Here is a 23,506-nt window from a genome sequence, read left to right on the forward strand (position 1 = left end):
CAAGGTTATCTGGAAAGGTCTTCAGGCTTTTCGAACAGTGTTTGAGTCGTATTCCTTTTTACTGTAATTTTTTTCTATTGCAGTGATACAGGATTAGACCCCAGGGACCTTATGAGCAGAAAAGCTGTTTAAAATCCGCTGTTTGGGTGGAAATAACGGCATCTGAGTCCGTTACATGTTCCAGAAGCAGCTTGATGTGCAAATAACGGCAATAGGGTCCGTTAGCCCCCATGCATGAGTCTCAACCTTCTGACGGGGTTATTCTGACGAAATTGTTTTGACACAGTTGTTTTGACGCAGTTGTTTGACGGGGTCATTCTGACCGAGTTTCTTAACGCAGTTATTTTGGCAAGCACTGATGATGACGTCGCCGCTTATTCCGTATACAAAAAAGCACCCGAAAGCCTTCAACGGCCTTCAGGTGCTCTTCATCTTTTCATTTCAACATCTACCGTAGCTTAAATTGTAATGATATTCGTTACGTCACGTACGGATTCTGCCGATTTATCCAGTGCGGCCTTCTCTTCAGAAGTCAGCTCCAGTTCAAAAATCTTCTCAATCCCGCCAGCACCTAGCCGTGTAGGAACACCCATGAACAGGTCCTCGTAGCCGTATTCCCCTTCCAACAGGGCAATGACCGGAAGGATCCGTTTCTTGTCCTTGAGGATCGCTTCTGTCATCTGCACAAGCGAAGCCGCTGGCGCGTAGTAGGCGCTGCCGTTACCCAGCAGACTGACGATCTCACCACCACCCACACGGGTACGATGCACGATCGCTTCAATGCGTTCCGCAGGAATGAGCGTTTCGATAGGGATGCCGCCGACACTGGAGTACCGTACCAACGGCACCATATCATCGCCATGGCCGCCAAGTACAACGCCGCGTACATCTTCTACAGAGACGTTAAGCTCCTCGGCGATAAAAGTACAGTAACGTGCGGTATCCAGCACACCGGATTGTCCGATGACGCGATTTTTCGAGAATCCCAGGGTCTTATAAGCCACATAAGTCATGGCATCCACAGGATTGCTCAGAATAATTACGATGGATTCCGGGGCTACACGCTTCACATTTTCACATACTGATTTCACGATCCCGGCGTTGGTGTTGACCAGATCATCGCGGCTCATACCCGGCTTGCGGGCAATCCCTGCTGTTATGATCACAATGTCAGAATCCGCAGCATCTTCATAACTCGATGTACCGGTAATCTGACTATCAAACTTCTGCACAGGACTGGCTTCCATCATATCAAGTGCCTTGCCTTTAGTTGGATTCTCAAGCTGGGGAATATCAAGCAGCACCACATCGCCAAGCTCCTTCTGAGCCAGCATAAGTGCTGTCGTAGCACCGGTGAACCCGGCGCCCACGATTGTAATTTTATACCGTTTGATAGCCACCATTTATCCTCCTAGAACGGTCTTGACGGGACAGCCGGACGAATTCGTCCAAAACTGTCACCGGCAGCACTCTTACATGTGGTTGATAACTTCGTCGGCGAACGCGGAGCATTTCAGCTCAGTAGCACCTTCCATCAAACGGGCAAAGTCATAGGTAACTGTCTTATTGTTGATCGCAGTCTCCATACCTTTGTAGATCAGATCCGCAGCTTCCTGCCAGCCGAGGTGCTCAAGCAGCATAACGCCGGAAAGGATAACGGAACCTGGGTTCACAACGTCTTTGTCTGCATATTTAGGAGCTGTACCATGTGTCGCTTCGAAAATGGCATGTCCAGTCACGTAGTTGATGTTCGCTCCAGGAGCGATACCAATACCGCCGATTTGCGCAGCCAATGCATCGGACAGGTAGTCACCGTTCAGGTTCAGCGTTGCAATAACGTCGAAGTCCGTAGGACGCGTCAACACTTGTTGCAGCGCGATGTCTGCAATAGCATCCTTGATGATGATTTTACCAGCAGCTTCGGCTTCCTTCTGTGCAGCATTCGCAGCAGCTTCGCCGTCGCGCTCTTTGATAACATCGTATTGGTTCCAAGTAAATACTTTATCGCCGAACTCCTGTTCAGCTACTTCGTAGCCCCAGTTCTTGAAGGCACCTTCCGTGAACTTCATGATGTTACCTTTATGCACCAGCGTAACGCTCTTGCGTCCGTGCTTGATTGCATACTCTACAGCTGCACGAACCAGACGCTTGGAGCCTTCGGAGGATACTGGCTTGATACCGATACCGGAGGTTTCTGGGAAACGGATCTTGTTCACGCCCATTTCTTGCTGCAAGAACTCAATCACTTTCTTAACCGCTTCAGAACCTTCCTGATACTCGATTCCAGCGTAGATATCTTCTGTATTTTCACGGAAAATAACCATGTCTACCAGTTCAGGACGTTTTACAGGGGAAGGAACGCCGTCAAAATAACGCACTGGACGCAGACACACATACAGATCCAGTTCTTGGCGCAGAGCCACGTTCAGGGAACGAATACCGCCACCGATTGGCGTCGTAAGTGGACCCTTGATCGCTACGATATATTCGCGGATTGCTTCCAGTGTATCGTTCGGCAGCCATTCACCATATGTATTGAAGGCTTTCTCACCGGCAAATACTTCGTACCAGGCAATCTGCTTCGAACCGCCGTAAGCCTTAGCTACTGCAGCATCGAGTACTCGTTTGGAGGCTTTCCAAATGTCACGGCCAGTACCGTCGCCTTCAATGAATGGAATGATTGGCGTATTCGGAACAACCAGCTTGCCGTCCTCTATCGTAATTTGCTCGCCCTCTGTCGGCAGTTCGTATTTTTCCAGTTTCAACATTTGTGTGTACTCCTCCCAGTATTTTGTGATTTGAATCATATACTTTTAAATTACGGCGCGTACGCTTGGCTCTAATTCTACTAAAAGAGAGGAGCGGCCTGCAAGGCCGCCCTATTATCTTTCATCGACCGGAACGTAAGTCTGCTCCAAAAGACCCGTGTACTCTGCACGCGGACGGATCAGACGATTATCCTCGTATTGCTCCAGGATATGCGCTGTCCATCCCGAGGTCCGACTGATGGCAAAAATCGGTGTGAACAGTTCACGCTCAATGCCCAGCTGGGTATAAACGGATGCGGAATAGAAATCGACATTGGGCTTCAGGCCCTTCTCGCCGGTAATCAATTCCTCAATCTTCACGGACATTTCGTACAGTTCTGTTGTACCTTTCATAGTTCCAAGCTCCCGCGACATCTTCATCAGGTGCTTGGCGCGAGGATCTCCGTTCTTGTAGACACGGTGCCCGAAGCCCATGATTTTCTCCCGGCGCTCCAGCTTACCGCGCACATAAGGCTCTACGGATTCAATACTGCCGATTTCCTCCAGCATCTTCATAACGGCTTCGTTCGCACCACCATGCAGTGGACCTTTCAGGGCACCGATGGCGGAGGTAACGCCAGAATAGATATCGGAAAGTGTTGCTACAGTCACACGGCTGGCAAAGGTGGACGCGTTCAGCTCATGGTCGGCATGCAGCACGAGCGCAGTGTCCAGCGCTTTGACAGAAATCTCATCCGGGTCCTGGCCCCGAAGCATATACAGGAAGTTCTCGGCGATCGAGACACCTTCCTTCGGCGCTATAGGCTCCAGTCCTTTGCGAATACGTGACAGCGCAGCAACGAGAGTCGGGATCTGTGCTTGCAGCTTCACAGCCTTGATCCGATTGGCTTCACGACTCATATCTTCTGCTGACTCATCATATAGAGCGAGGCTTGAGACTGCTGTCCGCAGTGCAGCCATTGTGCTCACATCTTTGGGATACAGCTTCATTTGGGCAATTACCTGCTCCGGAACCGGTGCGAATGCACTAAGGTCACGCTGCAACACCTGCAGCTCAGCGGAAGTCGGCAGTTTACCATACCACAGCAAAAAAGCGGTTTCTTCGAAAGAAGCATGTTCCGCAAGATCGTCAATATCGTACCCGCGGTACGTGAGCACACCATCCACAATCGAGCTGATAGAAGAAGTGGTTGCAACAATGCCTTCCAGGCCTTTGGTAGCTGTCATAGTACATCTCTCCTTTGCTAACAAGGGTATAAATGCCAAGAGGATTCATGAAAACATTTACAATTTGAAGGATTAAAACATTGGGTAATAAAGACATTAAAAACGATCATATACGGAGAACGGAGAAGACTCGAAGTACATCATATAATCATCATAACGGATTTTGACGGTTATGTGAACAACATGGGAGCTCTCCCGTGTATCAAATGATTTTATCGGAGAGATAGAAAAATAAAAATGAAATACTGTTTCATGATCACGCCTTCAGTGTATGAGAACGCTTCCGAATCCTCTTTATCTGCTGTTCATCTGCTATTTATAGTCTTAATCGTCTGCCTATGAATATACATAGTACGAGCATTCCCATCCTGCAAGGTCTCTCTTGCGTCAGAGGAAAGGAGGTAACAACATATGGACCGTCTGGTGCTAAAAAGAGTGCTGCGCGGCCTGTGGGTCGTCCTGGCTGCCGTCATCCTGGTGCTGGCCACCTATGTACTGCTTCCCCTTCTCTATCCTCTGCTGCTGGCTTGGCTGCTCGCCTATATCATGCACCCGCTGGTACTTCTGCTTAAGGATCTAAGGCTTCCCAGTTGGCTCGCTGTCTCACTCTCCCTGCTATTCTATATTGGAGGCACCGCCCTGGTCCTGACCGCGCTGATTACTCGGCTCGTGAAGGAGTTGATCGTGCTGCTGCAGACCTTCAATCTACATACCGACCAGTGGCGGGAACTGCTGCTGTCCTGGAGCCGCAACGCCAGTATTCAGAATATTATTAACCAGATCAATCAGTTCTATCAGGACAATCCCGGCTATCACGCCACCATCGACAGCAACATCAGTCGTACTACCGAAACAGTCGGTTATGCCGTGACCCAACTCGTGACAGGGTTCTTCAACACCATTCTGAAACTGATCTCTGCCCTGCCCAGCGTCGGCACCATTACCGTTGTGGTGGTCCTCGCTGCGTTCTTTCTCAGTACCAGTTGGGAGCGGCATAATGGTCGAATGACCAAATGGCTGCCTGCGCCACTGCTCAAGCCGGTCTCGGATATTTGGCAGGATCTGCGAAAAGCGTTGTTTGGCTATATCCGGGCCCAATTCATCCTGATCTCTATCACCGCAGTCATTGTCATTGCCGGGCTACTAGTGCTGGGCGTGAAGTCGGCGTTCGCCATCGGCCTCATGATCGGTATTGTCGATCTGCTTCCTTATCTCGGTGTGGGCATCGTCATGATCCCCTGGTTGGTCTATTCTTACATGACCGGCAATCTGGCACTCGGCATCGGCCTGTCCGTGCTCTACGGGATCATTCTCATAACCCGCCAGGTGCTGGAGCCGAAGGTCCTTGCCAGCAGTGTCGGGCTTGATCCGCTCGCCATGCTGATCGGCATGTTCGCCGGCCTTCAGTTGTTTGGCATGCTGGGACTCATACTCGGCCCTGTCCTCCTTGTGACGCTGAATGCGTTCAATCGAGCCGGCGTTTTTCACGTATTGCATAACTATATTGTCAGCGGCCGGCTCCGGTGAACACTAGTTGTAGCAGGCTGATGTCCCCAGCACATGCGAGTTATGACTACAGGCCTGCTTCGGCGAATGTAAGTAGTCGCAGGAGTGTGCAAAGTAAGTGGTGAAGATGAAGGGATGGCTATAAGAGTTGGGAGATGGCGATGGCGATAAAGATGATGATATGAGTCCGAGCAGAGACGAAAGACGAAGAATGAGATACCGTTTCCGTTACTTAATCCGGTCTCCCTTGCAGAAGAGGAGGAATGGTGAGGAAAGAGAGATGAGCATGGAGATCGGGGATGCAGATTGGAGATTGTGATCGGGCGCCTACAAAAAGGCGAAGAATTTATAACAATAATTTCCGAAATATAATTAACGGCATTTTTGTACCTTAAATATTTTGTTACTATAAGTTTGGTGGAAATTAAAGGCAATATTGTACCTTAATTCTTCCAGAATAGACCCTTTCAGCATGATTTCCCGAAAATAAGATACAATAATGACCTTATTTCCCTCATTTACGTATTTTATAGAAAAATAAGGTACAAAAATGCTCTTATTTGAGAGTTTGGGCCATTTTCGCTGTTAAAAGTAGAGGTATTGGGGATGCGAAATGCGAAATATGCTCTTTTGTAAAATAAACTTCCGCATCCTAAAAAAAGGACCCCGTTCTTCCACAATTCTGGAGGATGAGGTCCTTTTGCACGCACAAAGATTCATTTTATGAGTGGTACAAAATTGCACATCTCCCCCCACGTTCATTCCCCTTCTTTTACGAAAGGAATTGAGCGCGGAAAAATGCGTCACTTTACACAAAATGAACGTACACTTACGGACCATGCGTTTTTCTCCGCACAGTCCGTCAGGTTTAGCCGATTATCGGCGGTAATACGTGAAGTTGCCGTTCTTCATTTTTTTCTCAATCCAGCGCAGGAGATAGGTCCGATATAACGGCCGGGTCAACGGAAACACCAAGGTAAAGCCAATCACATCGGTGACGAAGCCCGGCAGAATCAACATCAGTCCGCCGAAAAAAATACATAAGCCATCCAGCATGGTGCGGCCGGGAACACGTCCCTCCTCCACATGCTGTTTGCTGTCCTGCAGCACTTTCTTTCCTTCAAAACGCATCATTAAAAGCCCGATTACTGAGGTTGTCAGCATCAGTAGCAATGTTTTGGGTGCGCCGAGAAAATTTGCAACATAGATGAACCCGAATAATTCCACGGCTGGGATAATAAATAATGCAGCCCATAGCCATTTGTTCCTCATCATACTGATCTCCCCTTTTCCCGCAGCGTCCCTGTAATCGCGTGATACAGCTCCGGAAGGGCTCTGTCCAGCCTTGTAGGCTTCCAATCCCGGTTCAGCCAGACATGGCTTGTAGAGCCTGTAACTAGCAGTTCTCCGGGCGGATCACCCGCATAAAGCGGTGCGGTCATCCCTGCATAAACGTCAGGATCACCGACAGAATTACGCCCTTCCTCAGGCAGCCGCCGTATTTCATATTCGTAGACGACTCTCAGCTGTGAAAAGGTCGTCAGGCGCGCATATACAAGGATAAGATCATCATATCGCGCCGGACTTTTAAATTGCAAATCTGCAGAGGTGACGGGAAGCAGCACCCCTCTATCTTCAAGATCGCGGTACGTAAAGCCAAGCTGGCGAAACATCTCCGTACGGCCGGTCTCGAACCAGTTCAAATAATTGGCATGGTAGACCACGCGCATTTGATCAGTTTCCTGATAACGGACACGAAAAACCGTTCCGTACCAAGGGCTGGATGTTCCCAGATCACGTGAAGCCATAAGGAAATGCTCCTCTCTCTATTTTATAAAATGATGATGCCTCTAGGCTCCAAGCCCCTTTGCAGGCATATTAATTCTCCGCCGCGCACTCCGCGACACATAGATAAGCAAAGCTGCGCCTGCAGCCGAACTGAGCATACAAGCCACATTCATCGCCATGACCCCGCCCTGGTTCAACAAGAATCCATTCAACAGGTTGCCAACGATGCCGGCAAATCCGGAGAAAACCATGCTGAACACACTTTGGCCCGTAGCCTGCATGTCCGCCGACGTAATCTGTGATACATATTCCACCGCCGAGATATAGAACAGACCAAACGACAACCCGTGCAGTACCTGAACGCCGATCATTACAGACGGATATGGAAATGCCACCTGAATACCCCAGCGCAGCACATAAATTAGCGCCCCGATCAGCAGTGTGCGTTCCCGGCCCAGCTTGCGGATCACCTTGGAGGCATAGAGCATGGACGGCACATTGGTGAACGAAGCAATAAATAAGGCAATGCCCGCAGCGCTGGTAGAGCCGCCGACCGTTTTAAAAGCAAGCACGAAATAGGTTCCGAACGCAGCCATCGTCTGATTGACAAGAAAGCTGCCGCCAAGAAAGGCCAAAAATACCCGGTTACCCAGCAGCTTGCGCACTCCTTGAGAGAAGGATTGATTCATCACGTGATTCTCTTCAGCTTGCTTCGGCAGTGTCAGCGCAATCAGGACCGCCACCAAATTGAACAGCATAAACGGCAGCCAGATCGTCGACACGGAGAACGCTGTGATGTATCTGCCGCCCAGATACCCGCCTACAGCAGCTCCAATGCTCAACATGAGACGAATGCTCCCATAGCTTGATCCTGTCCTGTTCGCCGCCGCAATGGCGTAAGAATCGGCGATAGGGGCCTGTGTGGAGGAGAATATCGTCGCAATCGTATATACCAGGAGCAGCACGAAGAAGTACTTGGATTGGTAAAAGACTGCCAGTACCGCCGGTACCGCTACACTTAGGATAAGCACAAGCCGTGTCTGGTTATACCGGTCGGATATAATGCCCCACATCGGCTGGATCACAATGGCGATCAAGGTACCGGTAGCCATCAGCATGCCGATCTGACTGCTATCGAGCCCGTTATGGACAAGCAGCAGCGTGAGGTACGAGCCGAATGAGCCGCCAGCCAGTCCCAGGAAGAGATAAAAGCTGCGCAGCTTCAAAAGTTTTTCCATGTATGCCAAAAGTCCTCTCCATCCTATTTTTAACGGAACACCCATGCCTCATATTTCATTGGTGCATTAGATACAACAGAATCGATGGAGGTGGTGAATCTATGAATCCCAGCATTTCTGTCAAGCGCCATCAGCCCTGTATTACGGATAAAATCAATACATCACGAGCCCGCAGCGCCGGATTCGGCTGGACCTCCAGTAACTGGAGCGGATATGCGCTCAGCGGTAAAAGAGGCGCCTATCACCGAATTTCCGGTGAATGGGTGGTTCCCTTCGTCAAGCCCTCCGCCCGTTCAGCCTATTCGTCTGCCTGGATTGGCATTGATGGATTCGGGAACAGCAACCTGATTCAGACCGGGACAGGTCATACCTTCGAGAACGGCAAAGCTCACTATTATGCCTGGTGGGAAATCCTGCCGGCCTTTGAAACTATTATTCCGCTTCCGGTATCACCCGGTGATGTCATGCAGGCCAGCATCGTCAAGATCAGCCGCACCAAATGGTGCATCACACTCCGTAATCTCAGCAAGAAGTGGACCTTTCGGACACACCAGTGCTACACCGGTCCGCAAAGCTCCGCCGAATGGATTCTGGAAGCCCCACAGGTTAACGGACGAATCACATCCATCGCCTGTGTAAGCCGGGTTCCCTTCATTCGGTGCCGAATCAACGGCAGACGGGCAAAGCTCACATCAGCCCAGGGCGGAATTATGGTCCAGAACAAGATCACAGTTGCTATCCCCTCCTGCCCCAGCGCCTGCGGCGGCGCTTTTAGCGTCAGAAGAGTCTACCGGCACAAAAGCCCAGCCACCTGTATCAGCACTCCCGTTCGATCTCGCTCCATTCCTAGACACCAGCCCCACTAGAATACCACAAATTACAGGAATCCGGACGTGAAAATAACCCCATGGAAATGGGGTTATACTGCTGAAAAAAAAGCAATGGTGCATGCACCATTGCTTTTTAACATGGATCAACCTGCGGTAGGGACAAACCCCATACAGCTTATTAGTTAGGAATTTGGCTTACTTTAACCAGGTTTGTGGAACCGGAACGGCCCAGTGGAATACCAGCAGTAATCACGACGAGGTCGCCGCCTTGTACCAGACCGGAATCCTTACCACCTTTAAGTGCTGTTTCAAGCAGCTCATCCGTAGAAGTTGCTACTTGTCCGTAAACCGGTGTTACGCCCCATACCAGAGACAATTGACGCATAGTTCTCTCTTGCGTTGTCACGGCAATGATTGGTGCTTTTGGACGGTATTTGGATACTACACGCGCAGTATGACCAGTTACCGTGGAAGAAATGATTGCTTTAGCGTTCAGGTCCAGTGCGGAGATCGCAACGGATTGGCTGATCGCTTCAGTTACAGTCGTTTCTTGTGCAAATTGTTGTTTATTGAAGATTTCACGGTAATCCAGCGCGGATTCCGCTTTCTCAGCAATGCGGGACATAGTCAGTACAGATTCAACTGGATATTTCCCTGCAGCAGTTTCGCCGGACAGCATGATTGCATCGGTTCCGTCGAAGATTGCGTTCGCTACGTCACTCGCTTCAGCACGGGTAGGACGCGGGTTACGTTGCATGGAATCCAACATTTGGGTAGCTGTGATAACTGGTTTGCCAGCCACGTTGCACTTTTTGATCATCAATTTTTGAGCCAATGGCACATCTTCAGCAGGAATTTCCACACCAAGGTCACCACGTGCAACCATCAGGCCGTCGGAAACTGCCAAAATTTCATCAAGGTTATCAACACCTTGTTGGTTTTCGATCTTGGAAATGATTTGGATGTGGGAAGCATTGTGCTTCTCAAGCAACTCGCGAATTTCCTGAACGTCGCTAGCTTTGCGAACGAAGGAAGCGGCGATAAAATCAATGTCCTGTTCGATCCCAAAAATGATATCGTTGGTGTCTTTTTCCGTAATACCTGGCAACGAGATAGCAACTCCAGGCACGTTAACGCCTTTCTTGCTCTTAATCGTTCCGCCGTTGACAATACGGGTCTTGATTTCTGTGCCTTGAATGTCGACAACAGTCAGGCCGATCAGGCCGTCGTCGATCAGAATCGTGGAGCCTACTTGAACATCGTTAGGAAGTTCGCTGTATGTGATAGAGATACGGTTTTGGTTACCCAAGATTTCTTCCGTAGTCAATGTCAGATACTCGTCTTGTACCAGTTCAATAGGTTCTACTTCCAGCTTGCCTGTGCGAATCTCCGGTCCTTTGGTATCGAGCAGGATTGCAACCGTTTTGTTCAGTTCCGCAGATGCCTGACGGATGGTTTTAATCCGGTTTCCGTGCTCTTCGAAATCGCCGTGGGAGAAGTTCAGACGGGCTACATTCATACCAGCCAAAATCAATTTTTTGATATTCTCCAACGATTCACTAGCAGGACCGATCGTACATACAATTTTACTTTTCCGCATTAGGTTTTCCTCCGTTTTTTCGTTCTCTCTGTCTCACTTTTTCCAACTACAAAATCTACTATAAGGCTTGTGATTTGAATAGGAACTTTATCACATGCACCTTTCACTTCGCCCTTATGAATATTACTGCAACTTAGACACAAAATCAATGTTCCAGCGTCTTTTTGCTGTAATTCTACGTCGAATTTTCAGAAAATGCCCACAAAATAAAAATAATCCCGGCATCACACCAGGATTATTTCGATGGTATAAAATGGTTAATAGAAACTTCCAGCATTGGGATGCCCCAAAACTATAATATGTCGGAAAGTGCAAATAAACAGCAGGCGATTACTCCTTGCTAAGCACTTCTTCTTCCAGTACCAATTGCTCTTGCTGACCCTCGGAAAACTCACCGATTTTGCGGAACTTGCGATAGCGATCCTCTTTTAGCTCGCAACGATCAAGGTCCGACAACTGCTGCAAATGCCGCCACAGCGCTACCTTGATTGCTTCTGCTGTTGCCTCGTAGTCCCGGTGCGCTCCGCCCTTCGGCTCAGGCACAATTTCCTCGATGACTTCCATGGCGAGCAAATCATCCGCTGTAATCTTCATCGCTTCAGCTGCCATATCTGCCTTGGATGCATCTTTCCACAGAATGGATGCCGCACCATTCGGCGAGATCGCCGAATAGATGGCATGCTCCAGCATTAGAACGCGATTCCCAACAGCCAGCGCCAATGCACCGCCACTGCCGCCTTCACCGATGACCACACAGATTACAGGAACGCCTAGCTGGGACATTTCCAGCAAATTACGGGCAATCGCTTCGGACTGGCCTCTTTCCTCAGCGGTATTGCCGGGATAAGCACCTTTCGTATCTACGAAGGTGATGATCGGACGCTTGAACTTGTCCGCCTGCTTCATGAGCCGCAGCGCCTTGCGGAAGCCCTCTGGGTGGGCACTGCCGAAGAAGCGCTGAATATTGTCCTTCGTGTCCTTCCCGCGCTGCTGTCCCACTACTGTCACTGGCAAGCCGTTCAACTTGGCGATCCCGCCTACAACAGCCAGATCATCACCGAACATCCGGTCACCGTGCAGTTCGATGAAATCCGTAAAGATCAGATTGATCAGATCCAGCGAAGTCGGCCGGCCGTGGTGCCGGGCCAGATGCATTTTTTGGGATGGAGAAATATTGGAATACACTTCATTCTCCAGCACCCGGTAACGCTCTTCCAAACGTGCTACCTCATCGCTGAAATCGATGCCCTTCTCTTCACCAAACTGCTTCAGTTCAGCGATTTTTTTACGCATTTCAACCAGGGGCAATTCAAAAGGCAACTCTCCTGCCACCTAAATTCCCCCTTTCGCATTATGCAGATCGAGCAGCTTGGAAAGTGTGGCACGCATTTCCTTGCGGTGTACCACCAGATCCAGCTGGCCGTGCTGCAGGTTAAACTCTGCCGTCTGGAAATCTTCCGGCAGCTTCTGGCGGATCGTCTGCTCAATTACAATCCGTCCGGCAAAGCCGAAGACAGCTCCCGGCTCCGCTATAATAATATCGCCAAGGCTGGCAAAACTCGCGGATACACCACCGGTTGTAGGGTCTGTGATAACAGAAATGTACAACCCTCCGACCTCGCTAAAGCGAGCCAGTGCGGCGCTAGTCTTCGCCATCTGCATCAGACTGAGAATACTCTCCTGCATCCGCGCACCACCAGAGGTCGAGAAGATCAACAGCGGAAGCTTCCGCTCCGTCGCTTCTTCAATAGCGCGAGTAATTTTCTCTCCGACAACCGAACCCATACTTCCGGTGAAGAACTCGAAATTCATCACTGCTACAATGACAGGTTGGCCTTCAATCGATCCCTGACCTGTAATTACAGCATCGGGCTGTCCCGTTTTTAGCTGCTGTTGCTCCAGCTTGGTGGCGTAACCTGGAAATTCCAGCGGATCTACAGATGTCATCTCGCTGTCAAACTCAATAAACCCTTCCGGGTCAAGTGTAATTGCTACACGCTCAGAGGCGTTCAGTCGCATATGGTACCCGCAGGACGGGCAGACCTTGAGGTTCTTCTCCAGTTCCTTGCTATACTGGATCGTGCCGCACTTGCTGCACTTGCTCATCAGTCCTTCAGGAATCTCCCGTTTAGGGCGTTCGCCTTCCACCGGGCCGCCACTTCGCTCCAGACGCTCTGAAGGAATCGTCGCGTACTTCCGTTTTTTCTGAAATAAATCTTTGAACAAGGGTCGCACCTCTTCAGCCGTTTATTTGAGATATGCAGCTTACCGCTGTCATATCTGCTTTATAAATAATCATTCAGGGATGCAAAATCAGATTAAGGACTTCCTGCACCTCTTCAAGTTCCCCTGAAGGCACCAGAATCTCAAATTGCTGCTTGGACATATTTATCGGACGGCATTTTACCAAAAATCCTTCTTCTGTAAGCTTGCTCTGAATCATATCCGCCACTCTGGCGGTTGGCGCGATATAAATTACCGTCCACATGCCCTGCAAGGCCTCCCCAATCTTAATTCCCACCCGTATCCCGTATAATGGAATCATGATAACACAGTTCTCTTTTTCACCGCAACAGGACACGCGTCAAGAATAGAAGACTAGGGCAGACCGGAGAGCTCTGAATCATCCGCAGTTTATTGGTCGCTGCCAGCGGGGCCGGGATAGACTTTTGCCCCTTCGTGACGGTGCGCAATCCGCGCGGAGGCCGCCGCGGCAATGCCCGCTACCAGGTCATCCAGGAACACATGGATTCTACCTGTATCATCGTTCAGCTCACCGATAATGCCAAGCTTTATTTTATCCAGATACCCGAATCCGGTGAGACCGATCATCCCGTACACGCTGGTAATGCCAAGCGCTAGCGTCTCGTCCACCCCATACAGCGATTCATCAGCTTCCAGCACGGCTTGCAGCGGCTGTGGCAGCAACTTCCGCTCTGCCAGTTCATCCAGTGCGATACCTGTCATCAGCGTGTACTGCACCTCCCGCTTGCCAAGGACCGCCCTCACACTTGAAAGACACTCCTCCTCCGTTAAGGCGGGATAATATGCAGACTGCAAAGTATATACAATTTTCGCGATGGACGACATGGTTACGCCCCGACTCTCCAGCAACTCTATTGCAAGCTCCTGATATGACATGATGTTGTTCCCCTTTCCGCACAGGATATGCCTTGTGGTTTCCTAAATGTATGCGAAAAGGGAGAGAAATGTTCTTATTTTATTCTTACTGTACCTGCACCCAGCATGCTTTCTATGGCTGTGAGCAGCTCCGGAGAGGGATCGATCCGGTAGCTGTCGCTGAGCGCGAGCAGCTTCTGCGAGCGCTCATAGAATAGCACGGTCGCGACAGGCCCCGGATGGGCCTGCAGCAGCTGGTTCAGGCGCGGCAACAAGCCTGACTCTTCGGTATGCGGCGTGATCTTAATGAACACGCGCTGCCCGTTCTCTGTGCCCGGCGGACGGGTCTGTCCGGAGGCCACAGGCCCCCCCGGCGTAGCCGCAGGCGGCCGGGCGGCTGGTGGCGCCCCGGCCGGTCCACCGGCGGCTCTGGCGGCCGCTGGGCCGCGGGACGGCGTGGCACCTGCCGTCCGTCCCGCAGATGCGGAGCGGCCCCCGCCCTGCGGGCGGGCCGCGGCGGCATTGCGGCGCTGCAGCAGGCCGTGCAGCGTATCACCCGAGAGCGGCGCGACCTCCTCGGCGAGCAGCTTGAAGCCTTCGTCTTCCTGCTGTACCTTGGCCCGCAGGGCGAGCAATGCGCCTTTAACGATAAGGCTACGGCTTCGCTTCCACACCTCGGGGAATAGTACGACCTCGCAACGCTCGATCTGATCCTCCCACTCGATAAAAGCCATCGCCTTGCCGGCCTTCGTCGTAATCTCCTTGACAGATACGACCATTCCGGCCGTAACCGTCTGGCTCTCGTCCGGAGCTTCGCTGAGATCCATCAGCCGCTGAATGCCCTGCTCCTCTAGCAGACCCGCACTGTCATCCAGCGGATGGCCGGACAGGTACAAGCCCAACAGCTCACGTTCCAGCTCCAGCTGCTGCCCTACTGTGAACCGCGGGATATCGGGGTAGCGAATTTCCCAATTGGGAGTCTCAACCAGATCATCGAACAGCTGGATCTGAAGTTCGTCTCGCTCCTTGCGCCATTTCACTGCCGCATCCACGGTCTCATCCAGCATGGCCAACAGCTGAGCCCGATGCCCAGGAAGACGGTCGAAGGCACCGGCCTGCACCAGCGATTCTATCACCCGCTTGTTGCAAATCCGCAGGTCCACGCGTCGACAAAAATCGAGCAGGCTGTCGAAAGGACGCTCCTTGCGGAGCTCCATAATGTTCTCCACGGCCAGCGTGCCGACATTCTTCACGGCGGCAAGGCCGAAGCGAATATGTCCTGTGTCCTCACCAGGCACCGGAGTGAACAGCACGCCACTCTCATTAACATCCGGCGGCATCACACCGATGCCCATTCGGCGGCATTCCAGCACGTACTCCGCCACCTTGCGATGGGTTCCCATCACTGCGGTCAGCATGGATGCCATGAACTGCACCGGATAATGATGCTTCAGATAAGCGGTCTGGAAGGCCAGTACACCGTAGGCAGCGGCATGGGCACGCGGGAAGCCGTAATCGGCAAAACGCACGATCATGTCATATACGGCGTTGGCATCCTCATCGGTATACCCCTGCTTCAGGCTGCCCTGCACAAAGTGACTGCGTTCCTTGTCCAGCGTTTCCCGTTTCTTCTTCGAAACCGCACGGCGTAGCAGATCTGCCTCACCCAGCGAGAAGCCTGCCATCAGCGACGCAATCTGCATAATCTGTTCCTGATAGACAATGATGCCGTACGTATCCGACAAAATCGGCGCCAGATCGCTGTGCGGGAATTCCACCTCGATATGGCCGTGCTTGCCGGCGATAAACTTCGGAATGAATTCCATCGGACCCGGACGGTATAGCGCGAGAACCGAGATTACGTCCTCGAAACCACTTGGCCTGAGATCCTTCAGCACCCGCCTAACACCAGCCGACTCCAGTTGGAAGACCCCTGTGGTCTCACCAGCCCCCAGCATTTCATAGGTCCCGGGATCATTGTCTGGAATCAATCGGAAATCTGGGAGACTACCAGTCATTTCTTTGATCCAGTTCATCGTCCGCTCAATAATCGACAAAGTCCGCAGGCCTAGAAAGTCCATTTTTAACAAACCAACGCTCTCCAGATGCTCCATAGAATACTGCGTCAAGGCTGTACTCTCATTGCCCTCTTGCAGCGGCACTGCATCCGTCAGCGGTCCCTTGGAAATCACAACCCCTGCGGCATGAGTCGAGGCGTGACGCGGCATACCCTCCACCTTCATCGCCATATCTAGCAGGTCCCGTGTTCTCGGATTTGTCTCATACATCGCCTTCAGATCAGGGGACGTCTCCAGCGCCCGAGCAATGCTGATGCCCAGTTGACCCGGAATGAGCTTCGCAGCCTTGTCCACCTCACCGTAAGGCAGGTTGAGCACCCGGCCCACATCGCGCACCGCCGCCCGTGCGGCCATCGTACCAAACGTAATAATCTGTGCCACATGCTCACTGCCGTATTTGTTCACGACATAGCTGATAACCTCATCACGCCGTTCGTCGCTAAAATCGATATCAATATCCGGCATGGTAATCCGCTCGGGATTCAAAAAACGCTCAAAGAGCAAATTATATTTAAGCGGGTCCACATCGGTAATTCGCAGCACATAGGCCGTCAGACTGCCTGCGGAGGAACCCCGTCCCGGTCCGGTGGCAATGCCCTGCTGGTGACAATAAGCGATAAAATCCCACACAATTAGAAAATAATCGCTAAAGCCCATATTTCCGATGACACCCAGTTCATAGGCCAGTCTCTCCTCGGCCTGCTTCTTTTGTTCCGGCGATTCCCACAGCGGCGTATCTCCGTACCGTTCCTCAAGCCCCTTCTGGCAGAGCTGCTGCAGATAGGCGGCGGCATCCAATCCTTCCGGCAGTGGCGAATACGCTGGCAAAATATGATTGCCAAAGACCAGCTCCAGATTGCACTTTTCGGCAATCACTGCCGTGTTCGCAATAGCCTGTGGCACATGCGGGAACAACGCTGCCATCTCTTCCCCGCTTTTCAGATACAGCTGGTTGGAGCCGATCTTCAGCCGCTCCTCATCATCTACTGTCTTGCCCGTGCCGATACAGATCAGCACATCCTGCACCTCGGCATCCTCTTTGGTCAGATAATGGGCATCATTGGTCACAACAAGGGGAATCTCACATTCCGCAGCAAGCGCAATCAATTTCGGATTCACACGCTTCTGTTCCGCAATGCCATGATCCTGCAGCTCCAGATAGAAGTCTTCGCCAAAAATCGATTTATAGCGCAGTGCGGCCTTGCGTGCTTCTTCATCCCTGCCATGCAGCAAATGCTGCGGTACTTCACCGCCCAGACAGGCGCTAAGACAAATAATGCCCTCCGCATGTGCGGCAAGGGCATCCATATCAATGCGCGGTTTATAATGATGGCCCTCCAGATGTCCAATGGAAACCAGCTTCATCAGGTTTTGGTATCCGGTCATGTTCTTGGCGAGCAGAATCAGATGATAAATGGGCTGGTCCTTGCGGCTGCCCCGTTCGCGGCGTGAACCAGCCGTCAAATAAGCCTCGCAGCCAATGATCGGTTTGATGCCTTTCGCTAGGCAAGCTTTATAAAAGGGAATGGCCCCGTACATCACTCCATGATCCGTAAGCGCCAGCGATGTCATGCCATATTCGCTGGCCCGGTGCACAAGATCGGTGATCCGCGCCGCTCCGTCCAGTAAACTGTATTCGCTGTGCACATGCAAATGCACGAAAGAGCTCATGATCCCACTTCCTTCCACTCCAAAAATCAAACATATGGAAAGTGAACTTAAGAATCTAAGGTACTGGGTTCGCGAAATCCTTGATATACAAGGCTTTGACCAACCCGTAAGTTATCATTCTTACGTTCAGCTTATATATATGAAACTATTTTATCATATTAGAGGGGGACACGCCCATAGAATGGAGAGAGAGCACAGGGACAGGCCGAGGCAGAGGATGGCCGCGTTCCGGAAAGGGGCTAGTATGAGCATTTTTTTGAGCAAGGCCGTCCTTGATTTCTTTATTGCCTGCGGGATTGTCCTCGGCGGGGCGATGCTCGGCGGCATCGGTGCCGTTCTCTCACTTCAGCCGCCTACAGATACCATGCTGGACGTGGCCAATCGGATCAAAATCTGGGCACTGGCTGCCGCAGTTGGGGGAACGATCGATCCGATGCGGGTCATCGAGAGCAATGTATTTGACGGCAATCTGTCTCCGGCGATCAAGCAGATTCTCTATCTTGTCTTTGCTTTTCTTGGCGCTCATATGGGCAGTGAACTAGTCAAATGGGTCTGTGGCAGGGGGTAGCGCTGTGAGGATTCCGCCATTTCACCGCTACCGCCGCTTCTCTCAAATTTCCGCCGTATTTGTACTCGGAATGGTCGCAGGGAGCGTCGTATACAATGCAATTTTTCATATGGGCTATAATGTGCTGTGGGTGCAGAATCAGAGCCTGCTCGTCCAAATTGATCAGTACCGCAAGGATATAGAGACCCTTAAGAAATACAACAACAGCTCTACAGTCATCCGGGAAATCAAGCTCCGCGCCGAGGAAGGCAAGACCAAGGATGGCGAACCTGTAATGGAACCGGCCACGGTGAAGGAGATCATCAGCAAAATGAGCAAGGATCTCGCACCGATGCGCGGCCGGAGCATGTTCGAAATTGATACGGATGGCAAGCTGGCTCGCCTTCTGCTCGACGGAAAGCTCTACATTGTACGGGATAAGGAATATGCCGTGCGTATCCGCACGATGCTCGTTATGGAAGGTGTACTGCAAATCTGGGTGGAAATCAATCCATACAAGCGCACCTGAGGACAATCATGATACAATAAGAGGCAGCGGCAGGCGTTCGTCCCCGAACCCTGCAAACCGACTCTCGTAGACCTGAAAAGGAGCTGCCTGACCATGATTATGTTCGTTAAGTACACACTATTCATTCTACTGGTCGCCTTTATCATTGGCGCGGCCTACTACAGCTTTGCTTCCCGCCGCAGCGTGGACCCCGTGGATCGCGGACTCAAAAAATCCTTCATGAATATGCTGCTCGGCGCAATGCTCTTGACCCTGACCATGATGTCCATGTTTCTTTACAGTGGTTCCACCATCGGCATCATTGTCGAAGCAGCCTTTCTGATCATCGGTATCTTCAATCTGTTCTCGGGGCTGCGCAGCTTCGGACATTTCAGCCGTCTCAAGATGGTAGCCGAAGATGAAGCCGCCCCCCACTCTGCGGGCTCCAAACGCTGATTACAGAGCCAATGCATACGTCAAAAAAGTGGCTATCTCAAAACTAGGTATATTCCCTATTCCTTGATGAGAAGTCCATCTGCTAAAAAATAATGCAAAAAAAGAAAATGGCGGTGCTCAGGAAGATTCCTGAACCCGCCATTTTCTTTTTTTGGTCGACGCTCACCTTTTTCTGCTAGAGATGGACAAGCGAAACCAAAGTGAAGACCAAAGTGAAAGCAAAAGCCAAAACAAAACAAGATCCAAAACAAAACCCACTCCGGCCTTCAGGCGTACTCATCTAGTAAAATAAAAACGGATGTCATGTTGAAAATAACTAGAAATACTCCCGTTAATTGTTCGAAAGTGACGTGTTTCCAAAAAATAACGGGAAATACTCCCGTTATTCTCTAAGATAACCCTCGATTCTTTTATAAAGAGGAAAAATAACTGGAGAATTTCCCTTTAAGCTCTAGAAAAACCCTTGCAAGCGAAAATTAACAGTACATTTTCCCGCTAATTCAAATCCTAGCTCAAAGCCAAACTTTAAAGGTAGAGTGTGAGGACCTGCACCAGGCTCTGATCCAGTCCACCATGCTGCGCGACATGCGCACGGCCGTGCAAGGCCACTTTTTATTTGGATTGATTGTCCAAGAAAAGCTCCAGTTTACAACCCCTGAGGTTCAGGATCTGCGTTTGAGACAGGGCTTGGCTTTAGCGCATCCACTTTTTGAAGTAACATGATAACGCTCCCCTGTCGTAGCAGGGGTTATGATTCTACCTGTCTATCGAAAGGGGAGCGTCTCCGTTTAAGATCAACGCCGCTTAATGGGCGTTTATTTTTTTACTGTCTACTTGAAGGGAATCGTTCACTTTTGTGACAACCCCATTTTATAATCCGGTATTTGGCTGCGAGCCAGCCTCCCCGGAGTACGCATGTTTGGAGCGAGTCGCCCTTATCCGTGGTCGATGGATTGCAGCATCAGCACTGCCTTGGCTACCAGCGTGTCCTGGTGGCTGATCTCAATCTCGATCTTGCAGGTCCGGCGACTGCTCTCCAGCAGCTTCGGCATAACAATTACAGAGTGCTCGATTTGTACGGGCCGGATGAAGTAGGTGGACATATTGTCCAGCACATAGTCATTGCCGGTGATATCCTTGGCCGCCTTGAATGCAGAGAGGGTCATCAGTGTAGACAGCACTCCCTCCGATATCGTCCCAAGATCCGTCGCCATCTGCGGGGTGATGAAGCCGTGAAAGAACAAATGTCCTTCCTCATCCCGCTCCTCCGCAAAGCCGTTCCAGATGAGATGGTCGAAGGTCTCGCCAAGCTGTGGTTGGTTGCGAACATCCCGCAGACTTTGCAGCACTTCCTTGCGGGTCAACGAGCCTACCAGCTTGCGGTTGCGGTCCACAATCGGCAAAAAGTCGATCCCTTCCCACATCATGATCTGTGCCGCTGATGCCAGGGAGGTCTGCAGCCCGGCAGTGACCGGATTACGGATCATCACCTTTTCAATACTTTGCCCCGCCGTCAAAGTCTCCACATCGCGGCGGCCGACGATGCCAATGACGCGGTTCCATTCATCAGTTACCGGGAACCGCTGCTCCCCGCTGTCAAGAGATAGCTGAAGCAGCTCGCCGGCCGTACTGGATATTTTCAGCGTATGCAGCCTAGGCCTGCTATCCAGAATATCCTCCACGAGCATGATTTTCTTCTTAATCAACCTGTCGAAAATCGCCCGGTTAATCATCGAAGCGACAGTAAAAGTATCATGTCTGGATGAAATCACGGGCAGATCTAACTGATCAGCCAGCGCTTTAACCTCCCGGCTTGTTCCGAAGCCACCCGTTACCAGCACCCCAGCACCCTGCTCCAGCGCCATGGAGTGAACATCATCACGGTTGCCGACAATCAACAAACTGTCTGCATCAATATAACGAATCATCGCGTCGACCTTCATCGCCCCGATGACATATTTGTGCAAATGCTTGTTCAAGCCGCCCGCGCCGCCCAGCACATGGCCTTCGACAATATCCACAACATCCCCGAAGGTGAGCTGCTCAGAGATATTACGCGGCTTCTTCTCCACCCGAACAGTCCCGATCCGCTCCTTGGTAATCACGATGCCGAGGTTCTCGGCTTCCTTGACTGCCCGGTACGCCGTTCCCTCGCTGACGGCCAATTCTTTCGCCAGTTTGCGGACCGATATTTTGGTCCCGACCTTTAGACTCTCAATGTGCTGCAGCAGCTGTTCATGTTTGGTAATTGCATCGCCTTGACCTTCCAACTGTTACACCCCCATGGTCCGATCTGTACTATACTGTTCTATTATACACGGGAAGAAAGCCCTAGTTCAACAGGGGTTACGGGGTTACGGGGTTACGGGGTTACGGGGTTACGGGGTTACGGGGTTACGGCTCTCCGTCAGAGGGGAGTCCGGTTGTTCAATACAACTCAATAACCCCCTGCGCTCACCATTATGGCGAATTCAGGGGGTTGTCCTGCGACAATCTATCATTTTTGCACGACTCTCTTCTCCTCATACCACTTGCCCCAAGCAGCAATCTTCTCCTTGCGCACAGCCTCTAGCCGCTGCTGCTTCTCCTCATCCACCCCAATGATAAAGTGCAAATGAGCAGCAATAACCAGAAAGGCAAAGACCGACCAGACGACACCAAATCCGAACACCCAGCTTGGCCCATTAGCTAGCGATAGCTTCGGAATCGCGTACAGCAGCATAGCCAGCGCCAGGATCAGGTAGAGACTGTGCTTGAACTTATTTCTTTTTTTCATGGAAAACCGCTCCTTGTTCAGTAGTTTATTCACAGTGGCCGTGTGAAATCTATATCTCTACTCTATGAACGTGGAGCCGGAAATATGAGACAAGTCCACAAAAAACTTATCTTTGATTCCCATTGACTGGTATAATCTGTAACAGAAGCAGGTATAGCTCTATAGTACATAACGACAGCTGCACTTCATCCAATCAGAGAGGCGTTGATCATCATAAACAGAGCTTTTACACATACCCAGTACGTTATTCGCAAAAAAGTATTCTCCGTCCTAGGGGCCAAACTCCATATCTATGACAGTACGGGGGAGCTGGTTCTGTACTCCCATCTTAAAGCGTTCAAGCTTAAAGAAGACATCTCCATCTATACGGATGAGAGTATGTACAAGGAACTTCTGCGGATCAAAGCCCGCAGCATCATCGACTTCGGAGCGACCTATGATGTGCATGATACAGAAACCGGGGAACATCTCGGCGCATTGCGGCGCAACGGATTCAAATCGATTCTGAAGGACGAATGGACTATTCTGGATAGCCATGATCAAGAGATCGGAAAAATCAAGGAGGAGAGCCTCGCTATGGCGCTACTCAGTCGAATCTTCCCTATCATTCCCCAGAAGTACAGTGTCGTGATAGACGGAATAGCCATTCCGGTCTTCACCAGGAACTTCAATCCGTTCGTTTCCAAAGTAAGCGCCGATTTCGAGGAAGACAGAAGAAGCTTGATCGACCGAAGGCTTGGCATAGCTGCGGGCATTCTGCTGTGCGCCATCGAGGGCAAACAGGAATAACGACGTGAACCTCTTTGTCAGCCTTCTGACTGAGTTGTTTTGGTCAGGTTATTAAGCAAGCACTGATTATGATGTTACGCTACTATTCTCTCACTAAAAAAGGGTATTCCCCAGGCTTTCGCCGCGGGAATACCCTTTTTTACCTATTAAACACCTGGGTGTTAGCCCAGTTCTCCGTAAAGCTCCTGCAGGCTCTCGGTAATAATCTTGTTCACGTCCTCGATCACTACGCTCAGGCGGCGCTCTGCATCAAACAGACGGCGAATGCCGAGATTCAGGTTCAGCACCTCAAACAGCTTCTCCATCTTCTCCATTTCCTCTTGCTCTGGCATCTCTCCGCTCATCATCCGTTGCTGCATTTCTGCTTGCTTCTGGCGGAAGCCCTCCAGCATAGCTTTACCTTCCGGGTCAGCATCAACCAGTTTCATCGCTGCAGAAATATCCGTCACCTCGCTGCTTTCTTTGATGGCCCGTGCTAATTCGTGTGCTTTGTCATAAACGTTCATTACTTCATTCCTCCCAGATTGTTATTAAAAAAATAGGTCAATCACCAAGGGTCAGATGTCTCCATATGATGAATGATATGTAACCCTTAGCTATCAAT

At 50.9% G+C, this 23,506-nt stretch carries 21 protein-coding genes; 6 read left to right on the plus strand and 15 right to left on the minus strand.

Annotation, left to right across the window (positions count from 1 at the left end; genetic code table 11):
• Positions 1–458: 458 nt before the first annotated feature.
• The 3 genes from mdh to citZ form a co-directional block, all read right to left on the minus strand.
• Positions 459–1,400 (minus strand): malate dehydrogenase, encoded by a 942-nt coding sequence (gene mdh / locus ACFORK_RS20500; protein ID WP_379202439.1) that lies wholly within the window; start codon positions 1,398–1,400, stop codon positions 459–461.
• A 72-nt stretch (positions 1,401–1,472) separates the two neighbouring features.
• Entirely contained in the window at positions 1,473–2,768 is a 1,296-nt protein-coding gene (gene icd, locus ACFORK_RS20505; protein WP_379202441.1) for an NADP-dependent isocitrate dehydrogenase, read from the minus strand.
• Between the two features lie 114 nt (positions 2,769–2,882).
• Positions 2,883–3,995 (minus strand): citrate synthase, encoded by a 1,113-nt coding sequence (gene citZ / locus ACFORK_RS20510; RefSeq protein ID WP_379202443.1) that lies wholly within the window; start codon positions 3,993–3,995, stop codon positions 2,883–2,885.
• A 411-nt stretch (positions 3,996–4,406) separates the two neighbouring features.
• Here citZ and ytvI point away from each other — a divergent pair, with 411 nt between their 5' ends.
• The gene (gene ytvI / locus ACFORK_RS20515) at positions 4,407–5,522 is read left to right on the plus strand and encodes a sporulation integral membrane protein YtvI (protein ID WP_379202445.1); all 1,116 of its coding nucleotides are present in this window, start codon (positions 4,407–4,409) and stop codon (positions 5,520–5,522) included.
• Between the two features lie 855 nt (positions 5,523–6,377).
• Here ytvI and ACFORK_RS20520 read toward each other — a convergent pair.
• From ACFORK_RS20520 to ACFORK_RS20530, 3 genes are read right to left on the minus strand one after another with little or no spacing between them, the layout of a single operon-like run.
• Positions 6,378–6,776: an FxsA family protein gene (locus tag ACFORK_RS20520; protein ID WP_379202447.1), complete on the minus strand. Its 399-nt coding sequence runs from the start codon at positions 6,774–6,776 to the stop codon at positions 6,378–6,380.
• Positions 6,773–7,309 carry an acyl-CoA thioesterase gene (locus ACFORK_RS20525; protein WP_379202449.1) on the minus strand — a complete coding sequence of 179 codons (537 nt, stop codon included), beginning with the start codon at positions 7,307–7,309 and terminating at the stop codon, positions 6,773–6,775. The genes ACFORK_RS20520 and ACFORK_RS20525 overlap by 4 nt, the downstream gene beginning before the upstream one ends.
• 42 nt (positions 7,310–7,351) lie before the next feature.
• Positions 7,352–8,527 carry an MFS transporter gene (locus ACFORK_RS20530; protein ID WP_379202451.1) on the minus strand — a complete coding sequence of 392 codons (1,176 nt, stop codon included), beginning with the start codon at positions 8,525–8,527 and terminating at the stop codon, positions 7,352–7,354.
• A gap of 101 nt (positions 8,528–8,628) precedes the next feature.
• On the opposite strand from ACFORK_RS20530, the gene ACFORK_RS20535 reads away from it, so the two are divergent.
• On the plus strand, positions 8,629–9,393 hold the full coding sequence (locus tag ACFORK_RS20535; protein WP_379202453.1) for a G1 family glutamic endopeptidase: 765 nt from the start codon (positions 8,629–8,631) through the stop codon (positions 9,391–9,393).
• Positions 9,394–9,535: 142 nt separating this feature from the next.
• On the opposite strand, the gene pyk is transcribed toward ACFORK_RS20535, so the two are convergent.
• The 6 genes from pyk to ACFORK_RS20565 all read right to left on the minus strand — a co-directional run bounded on the left by pyk (position 9,536) and on the right by ACFORK_RS20565 (position 17,826).
• Positions 9,536–10,957 (minus strand): pyruvate kinase, encoded by a 1,422-nt coding sequence (gene pyk, locus ACFORK_RS20540; RefSeq protein ID WP_379202455.1) that lies wholly within the window; start codon positions 10,955–10,957, stop codon positions 9,536–9,538.
• Positions 10,958–11,287: 330 nt separating this feature from the next.
• Entirely contained in the window at positions 11,288–12,289 is a 1,002-nt protein-coding gene (locus tag ACFORK_RS20545; RefSeq protein ID WP_379202457.1) for an acetyl-CoA carboxylase carboxyltransferase subunit alpha, read from the minus strand.
• Complete coding sequence (accD, locus tag ACFORK_RS20550) at positions 12,290–13,183, minus strand: acetyl-CoA carboxylase, carboxyltransferase subunit beta (protein WP_379202459.1); 894 nt, start codon at positions 13,181–13,183, stop codon at positions 12,290–12,292. It abuts the gene before it with no gap.
• A 73-nt stretch (positions 13,184–13,256) separates the two neighbouring features.
• A complete protein-coding gene (locus tag ACFORK_RS20555) occupies positions 13,257–13,445 on the minus strand; it encodes a glutamate decarboxylase (protein WP_087914321.1) in 189 nt (62 codons plus the stop codon).
• A 146-nt stretch (positions 13,446–13,591) separates the two neighbouring features.
• A complete protein-coding gene (locus ACFORK_RS20560; RefSeq protein WP_379202461.1) occupies positions 13,592–14,098 on the minus strand; it encodes a phosphatidylglycerophosphatase A family protein in 507 nt (168 codons plus the stop codon).
• Between the two features lie 74 nt (positions 14,099–14,172).
• Positions 14,173–17,826 carry a DNA polymerase III subunit alpha gene (locus ACFORK_RS20565; protein WP_379202463.1) on the minus strand — a complete coding sequence of 1,218 codons (3,654 nt, stop codon included), beginning with the start codon at positions 17,824–17,826 and terminating at the stop codon, positions 14,173–14,175.
• A gap of 244 nt (positions 17,827–18,070) precedes the next feature.
• Between ACFORK_RS20565 and ACFORK_RS20570 the strand changes: the two genes are divergently transcribed.
• The 3 genes from ACFORK_RS20570 (at position 18,071) to ACFORK_RS20580 (ending at position 19,337) form a co-directional block, all read left to right on the plus strand.
• Entirely contained in the window at positions 18,071–18,394 is a 324-nt protein-coding gene (locus ACFORK_RS20570) for a YtrH family sporulation protein (protein WP_379202465.1), read from the plus strand.
• A 4-nt stretch (positions 18,395–18,398) separates the two neighbouring features.
• Complete coding sequence (locus ACFORK_RS20575; protein WP_379202468.1) at positions 18,399–18,902, plus strand: sporulation membrane protein YtrI; 504 nt, start codon at positions 18,399–18,401, stop codon at positions 18,900–18,902.
• A gap of 93 nt (positions 18,903–18,995) precedes the next feature.
• A complete protein-coding gene (locus ACFORK_RS20580; RefSeq protein WP_379202470.1) occupies positions 18,996–19,337 on the plus strand; it encodes a YtpI family protein in 342 nt (113 codons plus the stop codon).
• A gap of 935 nt (positions 19,338–20,272) precedes the next feature.
• Here the strand turns inward: ACFORK_RS20580 and ACFORK_RS20585 are convergent.
• Together ACFORK_RS20585 and ACFORK_RS20590 are read right to left on the minus strand one after the other, a co-directional pair.
• Complete coding sequence (locus tag ACFORK_RS20585) at positions 20,273–21,607, minus strand: DRTGG domain-containing protein (RefSeq protein WP_379202472.1); 1,335 nt, start codon at positions 21,605–21,607, stop codon at positions 20,273–20,275.
• Between the two features lie 227 nt (positions 21,608–21,834).
• On the minus strand, positions 21,835–22,113 hold the full coding sequence (locus ACFORK_RS20590) for a hypothetical protein (protein WP_379202474.1): 279 nt from the start codon (positions 22,111–22,113) through the stop codon (positions 21,835–21,837).
• A 204-nt stretch (positions 22,114–22,317) separates the two neighbouring features.
• On the opposite strand from ACFORK_RS20590, the gene ACFORK_RS20595 reads away from it, so the two are divergent.
• Positions 22,318–22,902, plus strand: a complete 585-nt coding sequence (locus ACFORK_RS20595) for an LURP-one-related family protein (protein WP_379202476.1) — start codon at positions 22,318–22,320, stop codon at positions 22,900–22,902.
• A gap of 161 nt (positions 22,903–23,063) precedes the next feature.
• On the opposite strand, the gene ACFORK_RS20600 is transcribed toward ACFORK_RS20595, so the two are convergent.
• Complete coding sequence (locus tag ACFORK_RS20600) at positions 23,064–23,408, minus strand: YlbF family regulator (RefSeq protein ID WP_379202478.1); 345 nt, start codon at positions 23,406–23,408, stop codon at positions 23,064–23,066.
• Positions 23,409–23,506: the final 98 nt, after the last annotated feature.

The sequence above is a fragment of the Paenibacillus sp. GCM10012306 genome, from assembly GCF_042649265.1.
Classification (GTDB): Bacteria; Bacillota; Bacilli; order Paenibacillales; family Paenibacillaceae; genus Paenibacillus_AQ.